Source organism: Erwinia piriflorinigrans CFBP 5888 (genome assembly GCF_001050515.1).
GTDB classification, from domain to species: domain Bacteria; phylum Pseudomonadota; class Gammaproteobacteria; order Enterobacterales; family Enterobacteriaceae; genus Erwinia; species Erwinia piriflorinigrans.
On record NZ_CAHS01000014.1, the window covers coordinates 140,867 to 158,213 of the forward strand.

General features: G+C 54.3%; 10 protein-coding genes and 1 pseudogene. 5 read left to right on the forward strand and 6 right to left on the reverse strand.

The features are described 5' to 3' along the window. Window positions 1–61 precede the first annotated feature (61 nt). Window positions 62–1,783, reverse strand: coding sequence for a ubiquinone-dependent pyruvate dehydrogenase (gene poxB, locus EPIR_RS06815; RefSeq protein ID WP_023654597.1), 1,722 nt, complete (start codon window positions 1,781–1,783; stop codon window positions 62–64). Window positions 1,784–1,955: 172 nt separating this feature from the next. Here poxB and EPIR_RS06820 point away from each other — a divergent pair, with 172 nt between their 5' ends. From EPIR_RS06820 to clpA, 3 genes are all read left to right on the forward strand, one after another. Further along, window positions 1,956–3,608 carry an ATP-dependent nuclease gene (locus EPIR_RS06820; protein ID WP_023654598.1) on the forward strand — a complete coding sequence of 551 codons (1,653 nt, stop codon included), beginning with the start codon at window positions 1,956–1,958 and terminating at the stop codon, window positions 3,606–3,608. A gap of 356 nt (window positions 3,609–3,964) precedes the next feature. Next, window positions 3,965–4,285 (forward strand): ATP-dependent Clp protease adapter ClpS, encoded by a 321-nt coding sequence (clpS, locus tag EPIR_RS06825; protein WP_012441877.1) that lies wholly within the window; start codon window positions 3,965–3,967, stop codon window positions 4,283–4,285. A 28-nt stretch (window positions 4,286–4,313) separates the two neighbouring features. Then, window positions 4,314–6,590 (forward strand): ATP-dependent Clp protease ATP-binding subunit ClpA, encoded by a 2,277-nt coding sequence (gene clpA, locus EPIR_RS06830; RefSeq protein ID WP_023654599.1) that lies wholly within the window; start codon window positions 4,314–4,316, stop codon window positions 6,588–6,590. 181 nt (window positions 6,591–6,771) lie between these two features. Here the strand turns inward: clpA and infA are convergent, their stop codons facing one another. From infA to trxB, 5 genes are all read right to left on the reverse strand, one after another. Then, entirely contained in the window at window positions 6,772–6,990 is a 219-nt protein-coding gene (gene infA, locus EPIR_RS06835) for a translation initiation factor IF-1 (protein ID WP_002211347.1), read from the reverse strand. A 361-nt stretch (window positions 6,991–7,351) separates the two neighbouring features. Further along, entirely contained in the window at window positions 7,352–8,044 is a 693-nt protein-coding gene (gene aat, locus EPIR_RS06840) for a leucyl/phenylalanyl-tRNA--protein transferase (RefSeq protein ID WP_023654600.1), read from the reverse strand. Window positions 8,045–8,075: 31 nt separating this feature from the next. Beyond that, on the reverse strand, window positions 8,076–9,806 hold the full coding sequence (gene cydC, locus EPIR_RS06845) for a heme ABC transporter ATP-binding protein/permease CydC (protein ID WP_023654601.1): 1,731 nt from the start codon (window positions 9,804–9,806) through the stop codon (window positions 8,076–8,078). After that, window positions 9,803–11,572, reverse strand: coding sequence for a heme ABC transporter permease/ATP-binding protein CydD (cydD, locus tag EPIR_RS06850; RefSeq protein WP_023654602.1), 1,770 nt, complete (start codon window positions 11,570–11,572; stop codon window positions 9,803–9,805). Before cydD ends, cydC begins: the two co-directional genes overlap by 4 nt. Before the next feature lie 146 nt (window positions 11,573–11,718). Beyond that, window positions 11,719–12,684: a thioredoxin-disulfide reductase gene (gene trxB / locus EPIR_RS06855; protein WP_023654603.1), complete on the reverse strand. Its 966-nt coding sequence runs from the start codon at window positions 12,682–12,684 to the stop codon at window positions 11,719–11,721. Between the two features lie 528 nt (window positions 12,685–13,212). Here trxB and lrp point away from each other — a divergent pair. Next, window positions 13,213–13,707 carry a leucine-responsive transcriptional regulator Lrp gene (lrp, locus tag EPIR_RS06860; RefSeq protein WP_004156893.1) on the forward strand — a complete coding sequence of 165 codons (495 nt, stop codon included), beginning with the start codon at window positions 13,213–13,215 and terminating at the stop codon, window positions 13,705–13,707. A gap of 118 nt (window positions 13,708–13,825) precedes the next feature. Further along, window positions 13,826–17,283 (forward strand): annotated as a pseudogene (locus tag EPIR_RS06865) (DNA translocase FtsK 4TM domain-containing protein). Window positions 17,284–17,347: the final 64 nt, after the last annotated feature.

Sequence of the window (17,347 nt, forward strand, 5' to 3'; positions counted from 1 at the left end):
TTGCTCTCCTGTTCAAAGTAAAACGGACGCCGCAGCGTCCGTCACATAGCCCTTAACGGTTTTACCTCAGCCAGTTGGTTTTAGCCAGATCAACCACTTCATCACCACGACCGCTAATAATCGCCCGCAGCATATACAGGCTGAAACCTTTGGCCTGTTCCAGTTTTATCTGTGGCGGCATCGCCAATTCGTCGGTTGCGGTGACCACATCAACCAGTGCCGGGCCATCGTGGGCCAGCGCCTCGCGCAAGGCTTCATCCAGCTGCGATGCCCGCTCCACGCGAATGCCTTTTACCCCGCAGGCGTTGGCAATAGCGGCGAAGTTGGGATTGTCCAGCTCGGTTCCATCGGTCAGGTAGCCGCCCGCTTTCATCTCCATCGCCACAAATCCCAGCACGCTGTTGTTAAATACCACGATTTTAACCGGTAGCTTGAGCTGCGCCAGCGACAGGAAGTCACCCATCAACATGCTGAAACCGCCGTCACCGCACAGGGCAATGACCTGGCGTTGTGGGTCAATCGCCTGTGCGCCAATGGCCTGCGGCATGGCATTGGCCATAGAACCGTGGCTGAAGGAACCGACCAGACGCCGCTTGCCGTTCATTTTCAAATAGCGCGCTGCCCAAACGGTCGGCGTACCGACATCGCAGGTGAAGATTGCGTCCTCACTGGCATGTTGACTGATTTGCTGCGCGAGATACTGTGGATGGATCGCCTGATTATCATTGGCGGTGGCCAGTGAATCCAGGTCTTTGCGCGCCTCAACATAGTGCTTTAGCGCTTTATCGAGGAACTGACGGTCGGTTTTCACCGTCAGCTGCGGCAGCAGGGCACTGACGGTGGTCTTGATATCGCCAACCAGCGCCATATCGACATGAGAATGGCTGCCAATGCTGCCGGGATTGATATCGATCTGGATGATTTTCGCCTTCGGTGGATAGAACGCGCGATAAGGGAACTGGCTACCCAGCACCAGCAGCGTATCGGCATTCATCATGGCATGATAGCCGGAAGAAAAGCCGATCAGGCCGGTCATCCCAACGTCATAAGGATTGTCGTACTCGATGTATTCCTTGCCGCGCAGCGCATGTACGATGGGTGCTTTTAGGGATTCAGCCAGTTTAACCACTTCGGCGTGGGCACCGGCACAACCGCTGCCGCAAAGCAGGGTAATTTTCCCGGACTGATTGAGCGTCTCCGCCAGCCTGGCCAGTTCATCGGGCACCGGCAGCACCTGCGGTAGCCGTGGTGGATACCAGTCCGGGGTGGCATTTTCAGGGGCAGACTGTAGCGCCACATCACCGGGTAACACCACGACCGACACGCCACGATTGAGGATCGCTTTACGCATCGCGATGCCCAGCACCTGTGGCAGCTGTTCCGCATTGGAAACCATTTCGCAATAGTGACTGCACTCACGGAACAGGTCCTGTGGGTGTGTTTCCTGGAAATAGTTACTGCCGATTTCGCTTGAAGGAATATGCGCTGCGATCGCCAGTACCGGAACATGGTTGCGGTGACAGTCAAAAAGACCATTAATCAGGTGAAGATTACCCGGCCCGCAAGAACCGGCGCAGACCGCCAGTTCACCAGTCAAATGCGCCTCTGCGCCAGCGGCGAAGGCAGCCACCTCTTCGTGGCGGGTAGGCATCCATGCAATGGTACCCATTTTGTTCAGGCTGTCATTCAGGCCGTTCAGTGAATCGCCGGTGACGCCCCAGATTCGTTTAACGCCTGCGCTTTCCAGCGTTTTTGCCACCAGTGATGCAACGGTTTGCTTCATGCTTTTCTCCTCAGTTAGGGCATTATCCTTCAGCCGGAAGGGATAAGTTGCAGCACAAGCATAGTTTAGGTTAGCGCAAGCGGGGGGAAGCGGGATGAAACAAGCTGTTTCTCCTTGACCAGGCGGTTGCTGCCAACCATTCTCAATATATAAGGGGCAGGGAGAGGCAGAAATGATCCTGGAAAAAATCGTCGTTACCGGCTTTCGTGGTATCAACAAGTTGTCGCTGCGGCTGGAAGAAGACAACGTTTTAATTGGTGAAAATGCCTGGGGGAAATCCAGCCTGCTGGATGCGTTGACGCTGTTGTTGGCCCCCGGAGAACCTTATCAATTCAGCTCCGGAGATTTTCATTTCCCGCCGGGCGATGCCCACAGACGGGAGCGCAATATCCATATCCGTTTTACTTTCCGTGAGTTCGAAGCCGGACAGCGCCAGGCACCGCGCTATGCGGCGTTTAGCGGCCTTTGGCAGCGGGGAGACGGCGGCGCCTATCAACTTTGTTATCAGGTGCAGGGAGAACTGCTGAAGGAAGGCACGGTCATGACCCACCATCAATTTTTAGATGCCCGGGGAGAGGTGCTGGCGGGAGATCGTTCCACGTTGGTGCATGCTCTCAAGCGCCTGCATCCGGTTTTACGCCTGCGAGATGCGCGGTTTAACCGCCGTATGCATCTTGAGCCGACGCAGCACAGCGACGAGGCCGATTTTAATGCGCTGGCAGAGCAAATTGATAACCTGACCCGTGATTTGCAGTCACGCCCGCAAAATTTGACCGACAGCGCATTGCGTCAGGGGCTGACGACCATGCAACAACTGCTGGAGCACTATTTTTCACTTCAGCCTCCGGCCGCCGCATCACAAAGCGGTCGCTTATCTCATCAGCTGGCCTCACGCAGCGGCTGGCGTTATCTGGATAATATTAATCAGCTGATAGCCGAGGCTGACAGCCGCAGTCGAAAAGTGATCCTGTTGCGTATGTTTGCTCTGCTGGTGCAGGTGCGAGGGGCGCATCAGCTTGATCCTATGGCACGACCGCTGCTGCTGATTGAAGACCCGGAAACGCGCCTGCATCCGATCATGCTGGCGGTGGCGTGGGGGTTGCTTAACCTGCTGCCGCTGCAAAAAATCACCACCACTAATTCTGGAGAGTTACTGTCGCAGGTTCCTATAGAGCAGGTCTGTAGGCTGGTGCGTGAGCCGGAGCGGATCGCTGTCTGGCGTGTTGGCCCCGGTGGCATGAGCGCTGAAGAGAGCCGACGCATCGCTTTTCATATCCGCTTCAATCGGCCATCTTCGCTATTTGCCCGCTGCTGGCTGTTGGTGGAAGGCGAAACCGAAGTCTGGGTGATGAACGAACTGGCGCGCCAGTGCGGTTACCATTTTGCTGCTGAAGGGATAAAAGTGATTGAGTTTGCCCAGTGTGGGCTGCGGCCGTTGCTGAAGTTTGCCGAGCGAATGGGAATTGAATGGTATGTGCTCACCGATGGCGATGAAGCGGGAAGGAAATATGCCGCTACAGCCCGTAGTCTGCTGGAAGGCGATGCCGAACAGCAGCATCTAACACAATTACCCGCACTGGATATGGAGCATTTCCTGTACAAGCAGGGATTTTCTGAGGTTTATCATCGTTTCGCCCGCTTGCCTCCTGGCGTACCCATGAATATGCGGCGCATTATCACAAAAGCAGTTCACCACTCATCAAAGCCTGAGCTGGCGATTGCCGTAGCGATGGAGGCGGCAGAAAGCGGGACGGAGGCGGTGCCGCTGTTGTTACGTAAAATGTTTGCCCGGGTACAGTGGCTGGCGCGCGGCAAGGTGGATTGATCGCAAATCTGACAGTGGCTGCTTTCCGTTTTGCACACGAAGATAAAACCCGCACTTGAAATCGGCAGACAGCCACCCATATTGTTTAAAGCGGTGGTGTATATCCTGTCAGGCCCAGGCCAGAGAAACTGCACTGCACACCGTTGCCATGCAGGGGCAATCAAACGAAAGGCGATGCCCTGGAAAAAATCATCTATATTCAAGGCAGTTAAAGCTGCTGCAAATTCACGGACAAAGGCCGCAACTGACGGTGCCGCCAGACCATCTCAACCCACTTGTACGACATATTGTTCTGGTTTTTCCTGGCCTGAATAATGTTAGTCTGGCGAAAGTTATACTGAGCACACTGGATAAATATGGGAAAGACTAACGACTGGCTTAATTTTGAACAGCTCGCCGACGATAAAGTTCGTGAAGAGCTTAAGCCGCCATCGATGTATAAGGTTATTTTGAACAATGACGATTTCACGCCGATGGAATTTGTTATTGACGTTCTGCAAAAGTTCTTTTCTTATGATATTGAACGTGCAACGCAACTGATGCTTACCGTTCACTACCAGGGTAAAGCGATTTGTGGTGTTTTCACCGCCGAAGTGGCGGAAACCAAAGTCGCTCATGTGAATAAGTATGCCAGGGATAATGAGCATCCGTTGCTATGTACGCTGGAAAAAGCCTGAAAAAGGCGATCTACTGTGAGAGGTGCCTATGCTCAACCAAGAACTGGAACTCAGTTTAAATATGGCTTTCGCCAGAGCGCGTGAGCACCGTCATGAGTTTATGACAGTCGAACATCTGTTGCTGGCCCTGTTAAGTAACCCGTCGGCCAGAGAGGCACTGGAAGCCTGTGCGGTGGATATCGTGGCATTACGCCAGGAGCTTGAAGCCTTTATTGAACAAACTACCCCGGTTCTGCCGGTTAGCGAAGAAGAGCGCGACACGCAGCCAACGCTGAGCTTCCAACGTGTGCTGCAACGTGCGGTATTTCATGTGCAATCATCAGGCCGCAGTGAAGTGGCTGGAGCCAACGTATTGGTCGCTATCTTTAGCGAACAGGAGTCGCAGGCTGCCTATTTGCTGCGTAAACATGAAGTCAGCCGCCTTGATGTAGTGAACTTTATTTCTCACGGTACGCGTAAAGATGAGCCTGGCCCGGCTTCGGGTGCAGAAAATCCTGTTAACGAAGAGCAAGCAAGCGGGGAGGAGCGTATGGAAAACTTCACCACCAACCTCAACCAACTTGCCCGTGTCGGAGGGATTGACCCGCTGATCGGCCGTGATAAAGAGCTGGAACGTACTGTTCAGGTACTCTGCCGCCGACGTAAAAATAATCCACTGCTGGTCGGTGAGTCAGGCGTGGGTAAAACCGCGATTGCTGAAGGGCTGGCCTGGCGGATTGTGCAGGGCGATGTTCCGGAAGTGATTAAAGAGTGTACTATTTACTCGCTGGATATCGGCTCGCTGTTGGCCGGGACTAAATATCGCGGTGATTTTGAGAAACGCTTTAAAGCCCTGCTGAAACAGCTGGAGCAGGATCAAAACAGCATCCTGTTTATCGATGAAATTCACACTATCATCGGTGCTGGTGCGGCTTCCGGCGGTCAGGTGGATGCGGCAAACCTGATTAAACCGCTGCTCTCGAGCGGCAAAATACGCGTGATGGGTTCTACCACCTATCAGGAATTCAGCAATATCTTTGAGAAAGATCGTGCGCTGGCCCGCCGCTTCCAGAAAATAGATATCACTGAACCCTCCATCGATGAAACGATACAGATTCTTACCGGCCTGAAGCCGAAGTACGAAGCGCATCACGACGTACGCTACACCGCGAAAGCAGTGAGAGCGGCGGTAGAGCTGGCGGTGAAATACATTAATGACCGTCATCTGCCTGATAAAGCTATCGATGTTATCGATGAGGCCGGGGCGCGTGCGCGCCTGATGCCGGTCAGCAAACGCAAGAAAACCATCAACGTAGCGGATATAGAAACCGTGGTGGCGCGCATTGCCCGTATTCCGGAAAAGAGCGTATCAGCTTCCGATCGTGATTCGCTGAAAACGCTTGGCGACCGACTGAAAATGCTGGTGTTTGGACAGGACAATGCCATTGAAGTGTTGACCGAGGCCATCAAAATGAGTCGGGCCGGACTGGGGCAAGATCGCAAACCGGTAGGTTCTTTCCTGTTTGCCGGCCCAACCGGTGTTGGGAAAACCGAAGTGACGGTCCAGCTGGCGAAAGCGCTGGGCATTGAGCTGCTGCGTTTTGATATGTCCGAGTATATGGAACGCCATACCGTCAGTCGTTTGATTGGTGCGCCTCCTGGCTATGTGGGCTTCGATCAGGGCGGTTTGTTAACGGATGCCGTGATCAAACATCCTCATGCGGTGGTGCTGCTGGATGAAATTGAGAAAGCGCATCCCGACGTGTTCAATCTCCTGTTGCAGGTGATGGATAATGGCATGCTGACCGATAACAACGGTCGCAAAGCGGACTTCCGCAACGTGGTGGTGGTCATGACCACCAACGCCGGAGTGCGTGAAACGGAGCGTAAGTCAATTGGTCTGATCCAGCAGGATAACAGCACGGATGCGATGGAGGAGATTAAAAAGATCTTCACGCCGGAATTCCGAAACCGTCTTGATAACATCATCTGGTTTAAACACCTCGACCAGGTTGTTATTCATCAGGTTGTCGACAAGTTCATTGTTGAACTGCAGGCGCAGCTGGATGCCAAAGGCGTTTCGCTGGAAGTGAGCGATGATGCCCGCGACTGGCTGGCAGAGAAGGGCTACGACAAGGCGATGGGTGCCCGTCCGATGGCGCGTACCGTGCAGGAAAACCTGAAGAAGCCGTTGGCCAATGAATTGCTGTTTGGTTCACTGGTGGATGGTGGATCGGTCTCCGTGGCGCTTGATAGAGAGAAAAATCAGCTGACCTACCATTTCCTGAGCGCAGAAAAGCGCAAGGCGGAAGGTACGGTGCATTAATTCACCGTCATCACAGCAAAACGCCTGGCGAGATAAAATCTCGTCAGGCGTTTTTTTTTCGCTTTATGCCAGTCATAAATCGTGCTGATAACATTGCGCTGAAGAAAAGGCCGGGCAGTTACCTGTCCGGCCTTGGTATCAGTGTTGCAGTGAGTACAGCAGCACGGCAGAATGGGGCAAATTAGCGACTACGGAAGACAATGCGGCCTTTGCTCAGGTCGTACGGGGTCAGCTCTACAGTGACTTTGTCGCCCGTCAGGATGCGGATATAGTTTTTGCGCATTTTACCGGAGATATGAGCGGTAACTACATGACCGTTTTCTAATTCAACGCGGAACATGGTGTTAGGTAACGTATCAAGTACGGTACCCTGCATTTCAATATTGTCTTCTTTGGCCATCGAATCCTCTAGGTGGACTACCTTAGTTTTGAACCGGCAAGATAATGCCGAATTTCACGTATTAAGTAAACAATTGCGGGTGAATTCACCCACATCAACCCCTCTTGCGCACGCCTGGCGCAGACGAGTTACGAATAAATCTGGAGTAAATGGCGTCAGCGTGGGGGAACAGCGGGCTAAGAATCTGTTTAACTATGCTTGTATCGCACGATTAAAAAACAGTTCTGACAAGGTGCGTTGCGATTCTCAACCTGGTATTCCGCATCACCATCTTGTACCGGTGAAAGGCGGACGACATACCAAACGCGCATATTATATCACTGTTCTTATTGCCTTGCGTGGAAAACATCAGACGATTGCACTAAAAAAGCCGCTGCGAACACCAGCATTCAGAGGAAAGGGGCTGGAGCGCAAGGGAATCAATATACGACATATAACTGGTACGCGGGATTTCCCGTGCCCCCAAAGACTGAGTATGGGGATTCAGCACCTGGCAATCAATCAGCTTGCCGCCCTGTTGCAGAAAGTATTGGCAGAATACCAGTAGCGCTGTCTTTGACGCATTCTCACTGCGGCTGAACATCGATTCGCCACAAAATATTTGCCCCAGTGCCAGGCCATACAGACCACCAACCAGCTCATCACCTTGCCAGACTTCTATCGACTGGGCATGGCCAAGTTCATGCAGCCGCTGCCAGGCAAGCTTCACTTCATGGGTAATCCAGGTGCCTTCCTGACGGGCGCTGGCGCAGCCTTCAATCACCTGTTGGAACCGTTGATTCAGGGTGACACGATAGGGAGATTGCTGGTGGAAACGCTTCATGCTGCGGCTAAGGTGGAAATGCTGCGGCAGTAAAATCGCACGCGGATCGGGTGACCACCAGAGAATAGGGTCGCCCGGCGAAAACCACGGAAAAATACCGCGATGATAGGCGTTAAGCAGCCGCTGGGGGCTGAGGTCGCCACCCATCGCCAACAGGCCGTTCGGTTCCCGCAGCGCCTTTTCAGGCGGCGGGAAGTTAAGCGATTCATGAGAGAGTTGGGCTAGCCGCATCGGGATATGCTCATCAGGACGATGATAATCACTATAGCGCAAAGCGCTGAAGAAATGTCCAGTAGCGCCCCTGTTTTGCGATTAATTCCTGGTGATTTCCCTGCTCAATCAGCTGTCCGTCATCCAGCACGCAAATTTGGTCAAAGTGTGCCAGCCCACGTAGCCGGTGAGTGACCATAATCAGGGTTTTGCCGATGGCGACTTTACGCAGCAGAGCCAGGATTTGCTGCTCGGTCTCAGCATCCAGCCCCTCGGTAGGTTCATCCAGCAACATCAGCGGAGCATCCTTTAGTAGCACCCGAGCCAAACCTAGACGGCGCAATTCTCCGCCGGAAAGCTGCCGACCGCCTTCACCCAGCCAGGCATTAAGGCCCTGATTGTTATCAAGCAGCTTCTCCAGCCCAACCTGGCACAGCGCGTCGCACAGTTTCTCATCGCACGCAGTCGGCGCGGCCAGTAGCAGGTTATCCCGCAGGCTGGCGCTAAAGAGATGCACGCGCTGCGTAACGACGCTGGTGCAGGAACGCAGCTCGGCTTCACTCCAGGCGTGCAACGGCCGATCGTTAAGCATAATGCTGCCGTTTTGCGCATCCCATGCGCGGGTAAGCAGCTGTAGCAGCGTGGATTTGCCGCAGCCGGTACGCCCCAGCAGCGCGATATGTTGTCCGGCGGCAATATCAAGCGACAGGTTTTTAATGGCAAACGGGCCTTCATCATAACTGAAACTGACGTTATGCAGACTCAGTCTCGCTGTATCCTGGTGTGCCTGTGCAGCATTGGCATTAAACGTGACCTGTGGGCGCTGGGTAATAATTTCAGAAACGCGCCTTGCTGAAGCGATAACATGACCGAGGTGCTGGAATGCGGTTCCCACCGGGGCCAGCGCTTCGAAGGCGGCCAGGGCACAAAAAACAAACAGGGCAATATATGCGCCGGGGTGGGCATCTCCACCGATACCGCCGGCGCTTAACCATAATATTAGCGTCACGGCGATGCCGCCCATCAGCATCACCAGCCCCTGGGATATGCCGGTCAGGCTGGCCTGCCGCCGTTGAGCGGTCAACCATGCCGCTTCGGTGGCGTCCATCTCCTGACGAAAACGAATGGCACCACCATAAAGGCTAAGCTCCGTCTGCCCGCTCAACCAGCTGGTCAGGCTGCCACGGTACTCACTGCGCAGGCGGGTCAGAGCAGCACCGACCGGCAGCCCGGCGCGATAAAATACAGGCGGCAGCAGCAGCAGAGTCAGCAGCATCAATCCTCCGAGGGTAAGCGCTAAACGGCTGTCCAGCCAGCTCAGACCGGTGGTGACCACCATCAGGACGACCAGCGCCCCAACCAGGGGTGAGATAACCCGCAGGTAGAGATGGTCCAGCGTATCGACGTCTGCAACCACGCGATTAAGCAGATCTCCCTGACGGAAGCGGGTGATACCCGCTGGCGAAAGCGGTAACAGCTTGCTGAATGTGAATACCCTAAGATGTTGTAATACGCGGAAAGTGCCATCATGGCTGACCAGCCGTTCAAGATAACGGGCAACGGTACGGGTGATGGCCGCGCCACGCACGCCGGCGGCGGGCAGCATATAGTTGAAGCTATAAATGCCCGCCACGCCGACCAGCGAAGTGGCTGCAAGGAACCAGCCGGAGAGCGTCAGCAGGCCGATGCTGGCGAGCAGAGTGACCGCCGCCAGCAGGATGCCACAAAACAGCCGCAGACTGTGACGGCGATAGAGCTTTAGAAATGGCAGCAGAGTTTTCACTCGAGCGATCCTCCACGTAGGGCTAACAGTTCGGCAAAGGGACCGGGATGATTTACCAGAACATCCCAGCTTCCCTGCTGTGCAATTTTGCCGTCACGCATGAGCCAGATTTCATCCCATTGCGCCAGGCGGTCCAGCTGATGGGTGATCAGCAACGTCGTCTGTGCTTTGGATGCCTCCAGCAGTGCACGGTTGACGTGCTGCTCGCTGTGCGCATCTAAGCTGGCATCAGGTTCGTCCAGTAACAGTAACTGACAGGGTTTCATCAGCGCTCGCGCAACGGCGACGCGCTGTGCCTGGCCGACTGACAGCGTAGTGGCCTGATCTCCGGTGTCACTGTCCAGGCCCGCAGGTAATCGTGGCAAAAACTCACTCACTCCTGCGAGTTCAAGCACCTGCTGTAAACGCGTTGCATCATGGTTGCCGCTTAACAGAATATTCTGACGCACGGTTGCCGCCGGTAGATGCGGGTTTTGCCCTACCCAGGCGAGTTGCTGCTGCCAGTGGGGCAGGGCGATGTCACGCAGTTCGGTGCCATTCACTAACAGTGAACCACGGTAGGGCAGATTACCGAGTAGCAGGTTGATTAATGAGGTTTTACCTGCTCCACTCTGTCCCACCAGTGCGACACGCTGCCCGGGCCGTAAACTGAAGTTCAGCGGCCCTGCCAGCGGCTGTCCGTCGGCGGTTATTATCGTCAAATCGCTGGCCACCAAGCTAAAACCGCCTTCCAGCTGGGGGGTTAACTCGCCGCGCTGTATGGCGGCCGCTTCACTCTCTTCAAGGAAAGTTTGCAGCACGTCGGCTGCGCCAACGGCCTGTGCTTTGGCATGATAAAATGTACCGAGGTCGCGCAGCGGTTGATAAAATTCCGGCGCGAGGATCAGCACCAGGAAGCCTGCAAACAGCGTAACCGGCCCGTTATAGTGACCGAAGTCAAAAATGCCAAGATAGGAGAAGCCAAAATAGACGGCGATCAGCGCAATGGAAATTGAAGCAAAAAATTCCAGCACCGCCGAAGAGAGAAACGCCATCCGCAGGACTTCCATAGTGCGCAGACGAAACTGTTCCGAAGCGGTAGCGATAGTGGCCGTTTCCGCCTTAGCCCGATGGAACAGACGTAGCGTGTCCAGCCCACGCAGGCGGTCAAGGAACTGTCCACTAAGACGAGACAGCGCCAGAAAGTTACGGCGGTTTGCATCAGCGGCACCCATACCGACCATCGCCATAAACAGCGGAATGAGCGGAGCCGTCGCCAACAGCACCAGAGACGCAACCCAGTTCACCGGAAACAACACTAGCAGCACCATGACCGGGATCGCCCCGGCGAGGATCATCTGCGGCAAATAGCGGCCATAATAGTCCTGCATATCTTCGATCTGTTCCATCAGCAGCGTTGCCCAACTTCCGGCAGGTTTGCCCTGAATCCATGCGGGGCCAAGATGCGCAAGACGATCCAGCACCTGCTTGCGCAGTGCCTGTCGGATGCCCTGGCCGGCTCGGAAGCCCACCTTTTCACGCAGCCATGCCAGCAGTGCACGCCCGGCAAAGCAGGCCAGCAGCATGTAGAAGTCGGCCAGCAGGTGGTGACGCGGCTGTTGGTCAACTAGCAGCGCCTGTAACAACGAGGCCAGTAGCCAGGCCTGAGCAAGGATTAACAGTGTGCTCAAAATACCTAACAAAAATGAGAGGCGCAGCCAGCGTTGGCCGTGCACGCTCTGACTCTTTAGCCAGCGGGTGAGTACTTGTTGTCGTGTTTTGTTCATCTGTTGCCGTATTGCCCTGACGTAAACAGTAGACAGGCAGAAGCCTGGGAAGGTTGGTGTGAAGCCTGGCAATGGTACAACGCAGAGGGGTGAAAGGCGACAATTGCTCGTCGCCTCAGGTGTAATTCGCTCAGAATCTTAACAACTTACTGATTGTTTTTAACCAGGCCGTCAAGATAGCGTTCGGCGTCAAGCGCAGCCATACAGCCCGTGCCGGCAGAAGTAATGGCCTGACGATAAATGTGATCCATGACATCACCCGCAGCGAATACGCCAGGGATACTGGTTTGTGTCGCGTTGCCATGAATTCCCGATTGCACCTTAATATACCCGTTTTCAAGCGCCAACTGACCGTTAAAAATAGTCGTGTTCGGGCTGTGGCCGATGGCGACGAACAGACCGGCGACGGCGAGGTCTTTTGTCTGGTCATCTTTCGTTGAACGCAGGCGTAGTGCGCTGACGCCCATCTGATCGCCCAGCACTTCGTCCAGCGTATGATCGGTGTGCAGAATGATGTTGCCGTTTTTCACCTTTTCATTCAGACGGTCAATCAGAATCTTCTCAGCACGGAAGCTGTCGCGACGATGGATCAAATGGACTTCAGCAGCGATATTGGCAAGATACAGCGCTTCTTCTACCGCCGTATTGCCCCCACCGATCACCGCAACTTTCTGATTGCGATAGAAGAAGCCGTCACAGGTGGCACAGGCAGACACACCACGGCCTTTGAACTCTTCCTCAGAGGGCAGGCCGAGATAGCGTGCTGACGCCCCGGTGGCGATAATCAGCGCATCGGCAGTGTACTCACCTTCATCACCGCTCAGGCGAAAAGGGCGGTTTTGCAGATCGACACTGTGGATATGATCGAAGATTATCTCGGTATTGAATTTCAGCGCATGTTCTTGCATGCGCTCCATCAGCAGTGGGCCGGTCAGATCATGCGCATCGCCCGGCCAGTTTTCGACGTCGGTCGTGGTGGTCAACTGACCGCCTTTTTCCAATCCGGTGATTAGTACCGGATTCAGGTTAGCGCGAGCTGCATAGACGGCAGCGGTGTATCCAGCCGGACCGGAACCCAAAATCAGTAACTTACTGTGTTTAGCCGTGCTCATGAGGCCCTCATTATTTAACTGGCAAACAGATAAGAGGATTGTAGGGAATTTGACGAGGCAAAAAAAGCATTCTGCGATGTTGTTAACAATTAATGAAAAAGCTTGCGCCAATTAACAGCAGAAGCAGGCCAGTCTTTGGTAAAAAAGTACGGGCACCTGTATGGATGGCACCGGTTGTCCTGGGGGAATTGTCATTGAAAACAGACAGGCAGCTACTCGTTTGGCATGTTGTACTGATTTTTTCTGTTTTGCTTTGACAATCGGCTACGCTTTTGCGAAAACATTATGGGAAGCAGAGAGTATTCGGTGGTAAAGCCGGGTTTACGCCCGAACTTTACATTTAAGGTCGAATAAACTCAGTCTGTTATTTGGAATGACGCATGATGTGGACAGACAACATGCGTCATGCGGATAATGCGTTAAGTCACGCGACAGGCTATATGTCTTCAACTTATGATCAAACCTGTTACGGTGATGTCGTTCAGGTTTTGGCAGGTATAGGGAAGAAGTCTATGAGAGACAATAATGATGGTAGAAAATAAAAAGCGACCCGGTAAAGATCTGGATAGAATCGATCGCAATATCTTAAATGAACTGCAAAAAGATGGCCGTATTTCTAATGTCGAACTATCCAAACGCGTTGGCCTATCACCAACACCGTGCCTGGAGCGTGTACGCCGTCTGGAGCGACAGGGGTTTATTCTCGGCTATACTGCGCAGCTCAATCCGCATTATCTTGATGCTTCATTACTGGTATTCGTTGAGATTACTCTGAATCGTGGTGCGCCGGATGTGTTTGAGCAATTTAACGCCGCCGTGCAAAAACTTGAGGAAACTCAAGAGTGTCACCTTGTTTCAGGTGATTTCGACTATTTATTAAAAACCCGTGTGCCGGACATGTCGGCATATCGTAAATTGCTCGGTGAAACCTTGTTACGTCTGCCGGGCGTGAACGATACCCGTACCTATGTGGTCATGGAAGAAGTAAAACAGAGTAACCGGTTAGTGATTAAAACCCGGTAACACAGGACAGGTGCAAAACCTTGTCGTTTTCGCTACACTCCTGTGAATTCATACAGGTCAAGCGTCGGACATGTCCGGCGCTGTTTCCTTCATAGTTTACAGGCACCTGGAGATACTCTTGAGCCAGGAATACTCAGAAGATAAAGAAGTTACGTTACAACCCTTGAGTGGCGGACGCCGCCTGCTTGAGGCTTCACTGATTATTGTTGCTCTATTCGCCGTTTATTTAATGGTGGCGCTGGTGAGTTTCAATCCTTCCGATCCCAGCTGGTCACAAACCGCTTGGCATGAACCCATCCATAATATAGGAGGGGGAGTGGCTGCCTGGCTTGCCGACACGCTGTTCTTCATGTTTGGCGTGATGGCTTACGCCATTCCTCCGGTGATTTTGGGCCTGTGCTGGATCACTTTCCGGCAGCGCCATTCCCATGATTATATCGACTATTTTGCCGTGGCACTGCGCCTGATCGGCGTTCTGGCACTGGTCGTCACATCCTGTGGTTTAGCGGCTTTAAATGCTGATGACATTTGGTATTTCGCCTCTGGCGGGGTCATTGGCAGCCTGTTAAGCAACGCTATCGCGCCCTATTTAAGCGGTTCAGCCGCCACCCTGACGCTGCTGTGTATCTGGGCGGCTGGACTGACGCTTTATACCGGTTGGTCTTGGCTCACTATCGCTGAAAAAATCGGTGCGGTGGTGATGGGCGTACTCACCTTCGCCAGTAACCGTTCGCGCGGTGACGAAGAATGGCAGCGCGAAGAGCATGACAGTGACGATGAACAAGACGAGAGTTCGATAATGCCCCGGCATGAAAACTCCGCGCATGCTGACGATGTGCTTCTTTCTAAACCAAAAGCCGTGCTGGATAAAGTGGCCAATGGGCAGAGCGCCGCAGAGTTAGCAAAATCCACCATGCAGCCTGCTGGTGAGGCGACGGCTGGTCATGCTCAGCAGAATGCTCTTACCACTGCGGCTATTGCACCTGGACAAACTTCTTCAATCGAGATTGGCCAGCAGGCGGTACACCCGGAGCAGGCTGCTGTTGCAACTAAAAACGATCCGGCTGACCCGCCGCTCTACCGTTTTGAAATGCCATCCGACGTGCAGACGCCTGCACCATCAATGCCGCTTGATGAAGATGAAGGCCCGCAGATGGGCAACTGGCGGGATGCATCAACGGCTTCGCCGTTTGATTTCTCTACGCCGCATGCTTCTCACCCTGCTTCAGTGGCGGCTGCTGCCACCGGGGCTGCGCTGGGTGCAGTTGCGCATTCCGCCAAGAGCAATACGCCGTTTATGCCTGGTTTTACCGCCACCAGCGATGACGATGTTAATCGCCAGGTTAAGCAGGGAATTGGTCCAGAACTGCCTCGGCCTAAGCCGGTCAAGCTGCCCACGCGCCGTGAGCTCGCTTCTTACGGCATTAAGCTTCCTTCACAGCGCATGGCTGAAGAGAAGGCCAAAGAGCAGGAGCAGCTCCAGGCGCAGCAACATAGTAATGACAATCAGGTTGTGGAAGATGAAGACGCTGTGCAACAGGCCGAGCTGGCTAATCAGTTCGCCGCGCAGCAGCAGCAGCGTTATGCCTCTGAAACCAGGCCTGAAGCGAAAAACGACGATTCCGCCTTTATGCTAGATACGCGCGGTGCATTTGATTTCTCTCCAAAAGACGATTTTGTAGAGGAAGGCCTGATTGAGCCGCTGTTGACACTGTCCAGCGTCGAGTCTGAGCAACAGCAGCCTGCTGCTGTTGCTCCGGTTCCGGCGTGGCAGCAGTCGCCATCTACTGGAACGGCGCACGCTGCGGTTCCGGCATGGCAACAGCCGCCAGCTCCTGAACCGGCGCACGCTGCGGTTCCGGCACGGCAGCAGCCGCCCGCTCCTGAACGGCGCACGCTGCGGTTCCGGCATGGCAGCAGCCGCCAGCGACTGAAACAACGCACGCTGCGGCTCTGGCGTGGCAACAGTCGCCAGCCGCTGAAGCGGTTCATCCAGCAAGTGCGCCGCCTGCTAAGCCACAGGAGCCGGATATGGATAGCCTCATCCATCCGTTCCTGATGCGTCATGAGCAGCCGACACACAGGCCAACCACGCCACTGCCAACTCTCGATCTGCTGGCATCGCCACCGTCAGAAACCGAACCGGTCGACCAGTTTGCGCTTGAACAGACCGCCCGTCTTATTGAAGCCCGTCTCGCCGATTATCGGGTTAAAGCGGAGGTGGTTGGGTATTCTCCTGGCCCGGTGATCACACGTTTCGAACTGGATTTAGCGCCAGGAGTAAAAGCCGCGCGCATTTCCAACCTGTCACGCGATCTGGCACGTTCACTGTCGGCGGTAGCGGTGCGTATCGTGGAGGTGATCCCTGGGCGACCTTATGTCGGGCTGGAACTGCCCAACGTGCATCGTCAGACGGTCTATTTACGTGAAGTGCTGGACTGCCCGGCGTTTCGTGACAATCCGTCACCGCTGTCAATCGTGCTGGGTAAGGATATCTCCGGCGATCCGGTGGTTGCCGACTTGGGCAAAATGCCTCATCTGCTTGTCGCGGGGACCACGGGTTCCGGTAAATCGGTGGGCGTGAACGCCATGATCCTGAGTATTTTGTATAAAGCCACGCCGAAAGAAGTGCGCTTTATCATGATCGATCCCAAGATGCTTGAGCTGTCGGTCTATGAAGGCATCCCGCATCTGTTAACTGATGTGGTCACCGACATGAAAGACGCGGCTAACGCGCTGCGCTGGTGCGTGGTCGAGATGGAACGGCGTTATAAACTGATGTCGGCTTTGGGCGTGCGAAATATTGCAGGCTACAACGAAAAAGTGGATATGGCGGATGCTATGGGTCGTCCAATCCCCGATCCGTTCTGGAAGCCAACTGACAGCATGGACATGAATCCGCCAGTGTTAGAGAAAGAGCCTTATATCGTGGTGATGGTGGATGAGTTCGCCGACCTGATCATGACCGTGGGTAAAAAGGTGGAAGAGCTGATCGCCCGCCTGGCCCAGAAAGCACGTGCTGCCGGCATCCATCTGGTACTGGCAACCCAGCGACCGTCAGTGGATGTTATCACCGGCTTGATTAAAGCCAATATCCCGACGCGTATCGCCTTTACCGTTTCCAGTAAAATTGACTCTCGCACGATCCTCGATCAGGGCGGCGCAGAGTCGCTGCTGGGGATGGGCGATATGTTGTATCTGGCACCTAACTCGTCGATCCCGGTGCGTGTGCACGGTGCGTTTGTGCGCGATCAGGAAGTCCATGCGGTGGTCAAGGACTGGAAAGCGCGTGAACGACCTCAGTATAAAGAGGGGATCCTTAGCGGTGGTGAGGATAGCGAGGGTGCGGCTGGTGGCATTGACGGTGAAGAAGAGCTGGATCAGCTGTTCGATCAGGCGGTTGAGTTTGTGGTAGATAAACGCCGCGCCTCGATCTCCGGCGTACAGCGCCAGTTCCGTATTGGCTACAACCGTGCGGCGCGCATAATCGAACAGATGGAAGCGCAGGGCATTGTTTCGTCTCCAGGCCACAACGGAAACCGTGAAGTGCTTGCCCCCCCTCCGCATGAGAGATAACTCTCTGTATTAACCAGCAGTTAGCAACGGGTGAGGCTCGCCTTGCCCGTTGATTTTTCCCCTT

Coding starts and splice junctions, on each gene's coding strand:
- poxB (WP_023654597.1), bottom strand. CDS start 1,783: ATGAAGCAAACCGTTGCATCACTGGTGGCAAAAACGCTGGAAAGCGCA.
- cydD (WP_023654602.1), bottom strand. CDS start 11,572: ATGAACAAAACACGACAACAAGTACTCACCCGCTGGCTAAAGAGTCAG.
- trxB (WP_023654603.1), bottom strand. CDS start 12,684: ATGAGCACGGCTAAACACAGTAAGTTACTGATTTTGGGTTCCGGTCCG.
- lrp (WP_004156893.1), top strand. CDS start 13,213: ATGGTAGAAAATAAAAAGCGACCCGGTAAAGATCTGGATAGAATCGAT.
- clpS (WP_012441877.1), top strand. CDS start 3,965: ATGGGAAAGACTAACGACTGGCTTAATTTTGAACAGCTCGCCGACGAT.
- infA (WP_002211347.1), bottom strand. CDS start 6,990: ATGGCCAAAGAAGACAATATTGAAATGCAGGGTACCGTACTTGATACG.
- clpA (WP_023654599.1), top strand. CDS start 4,314: ATGCTCAACCAAGAACTGGAACTCAGTTTAAATATGGCTTTCGCCAGA.
- EPIR_RS06820 (WP_023654598.1), top strand. CDS start 1,956: ATGATCCTGGAAAAAATCGTCGTTACCGGCTTTCGTGGTATCAACAAG.
- aat (WP_023654600.1), bottom strand. CDS start 8,044: ATGCGGCTAGCCCAACTCTCTCATGAATCGCTTAACTTCCCGCCGCCT.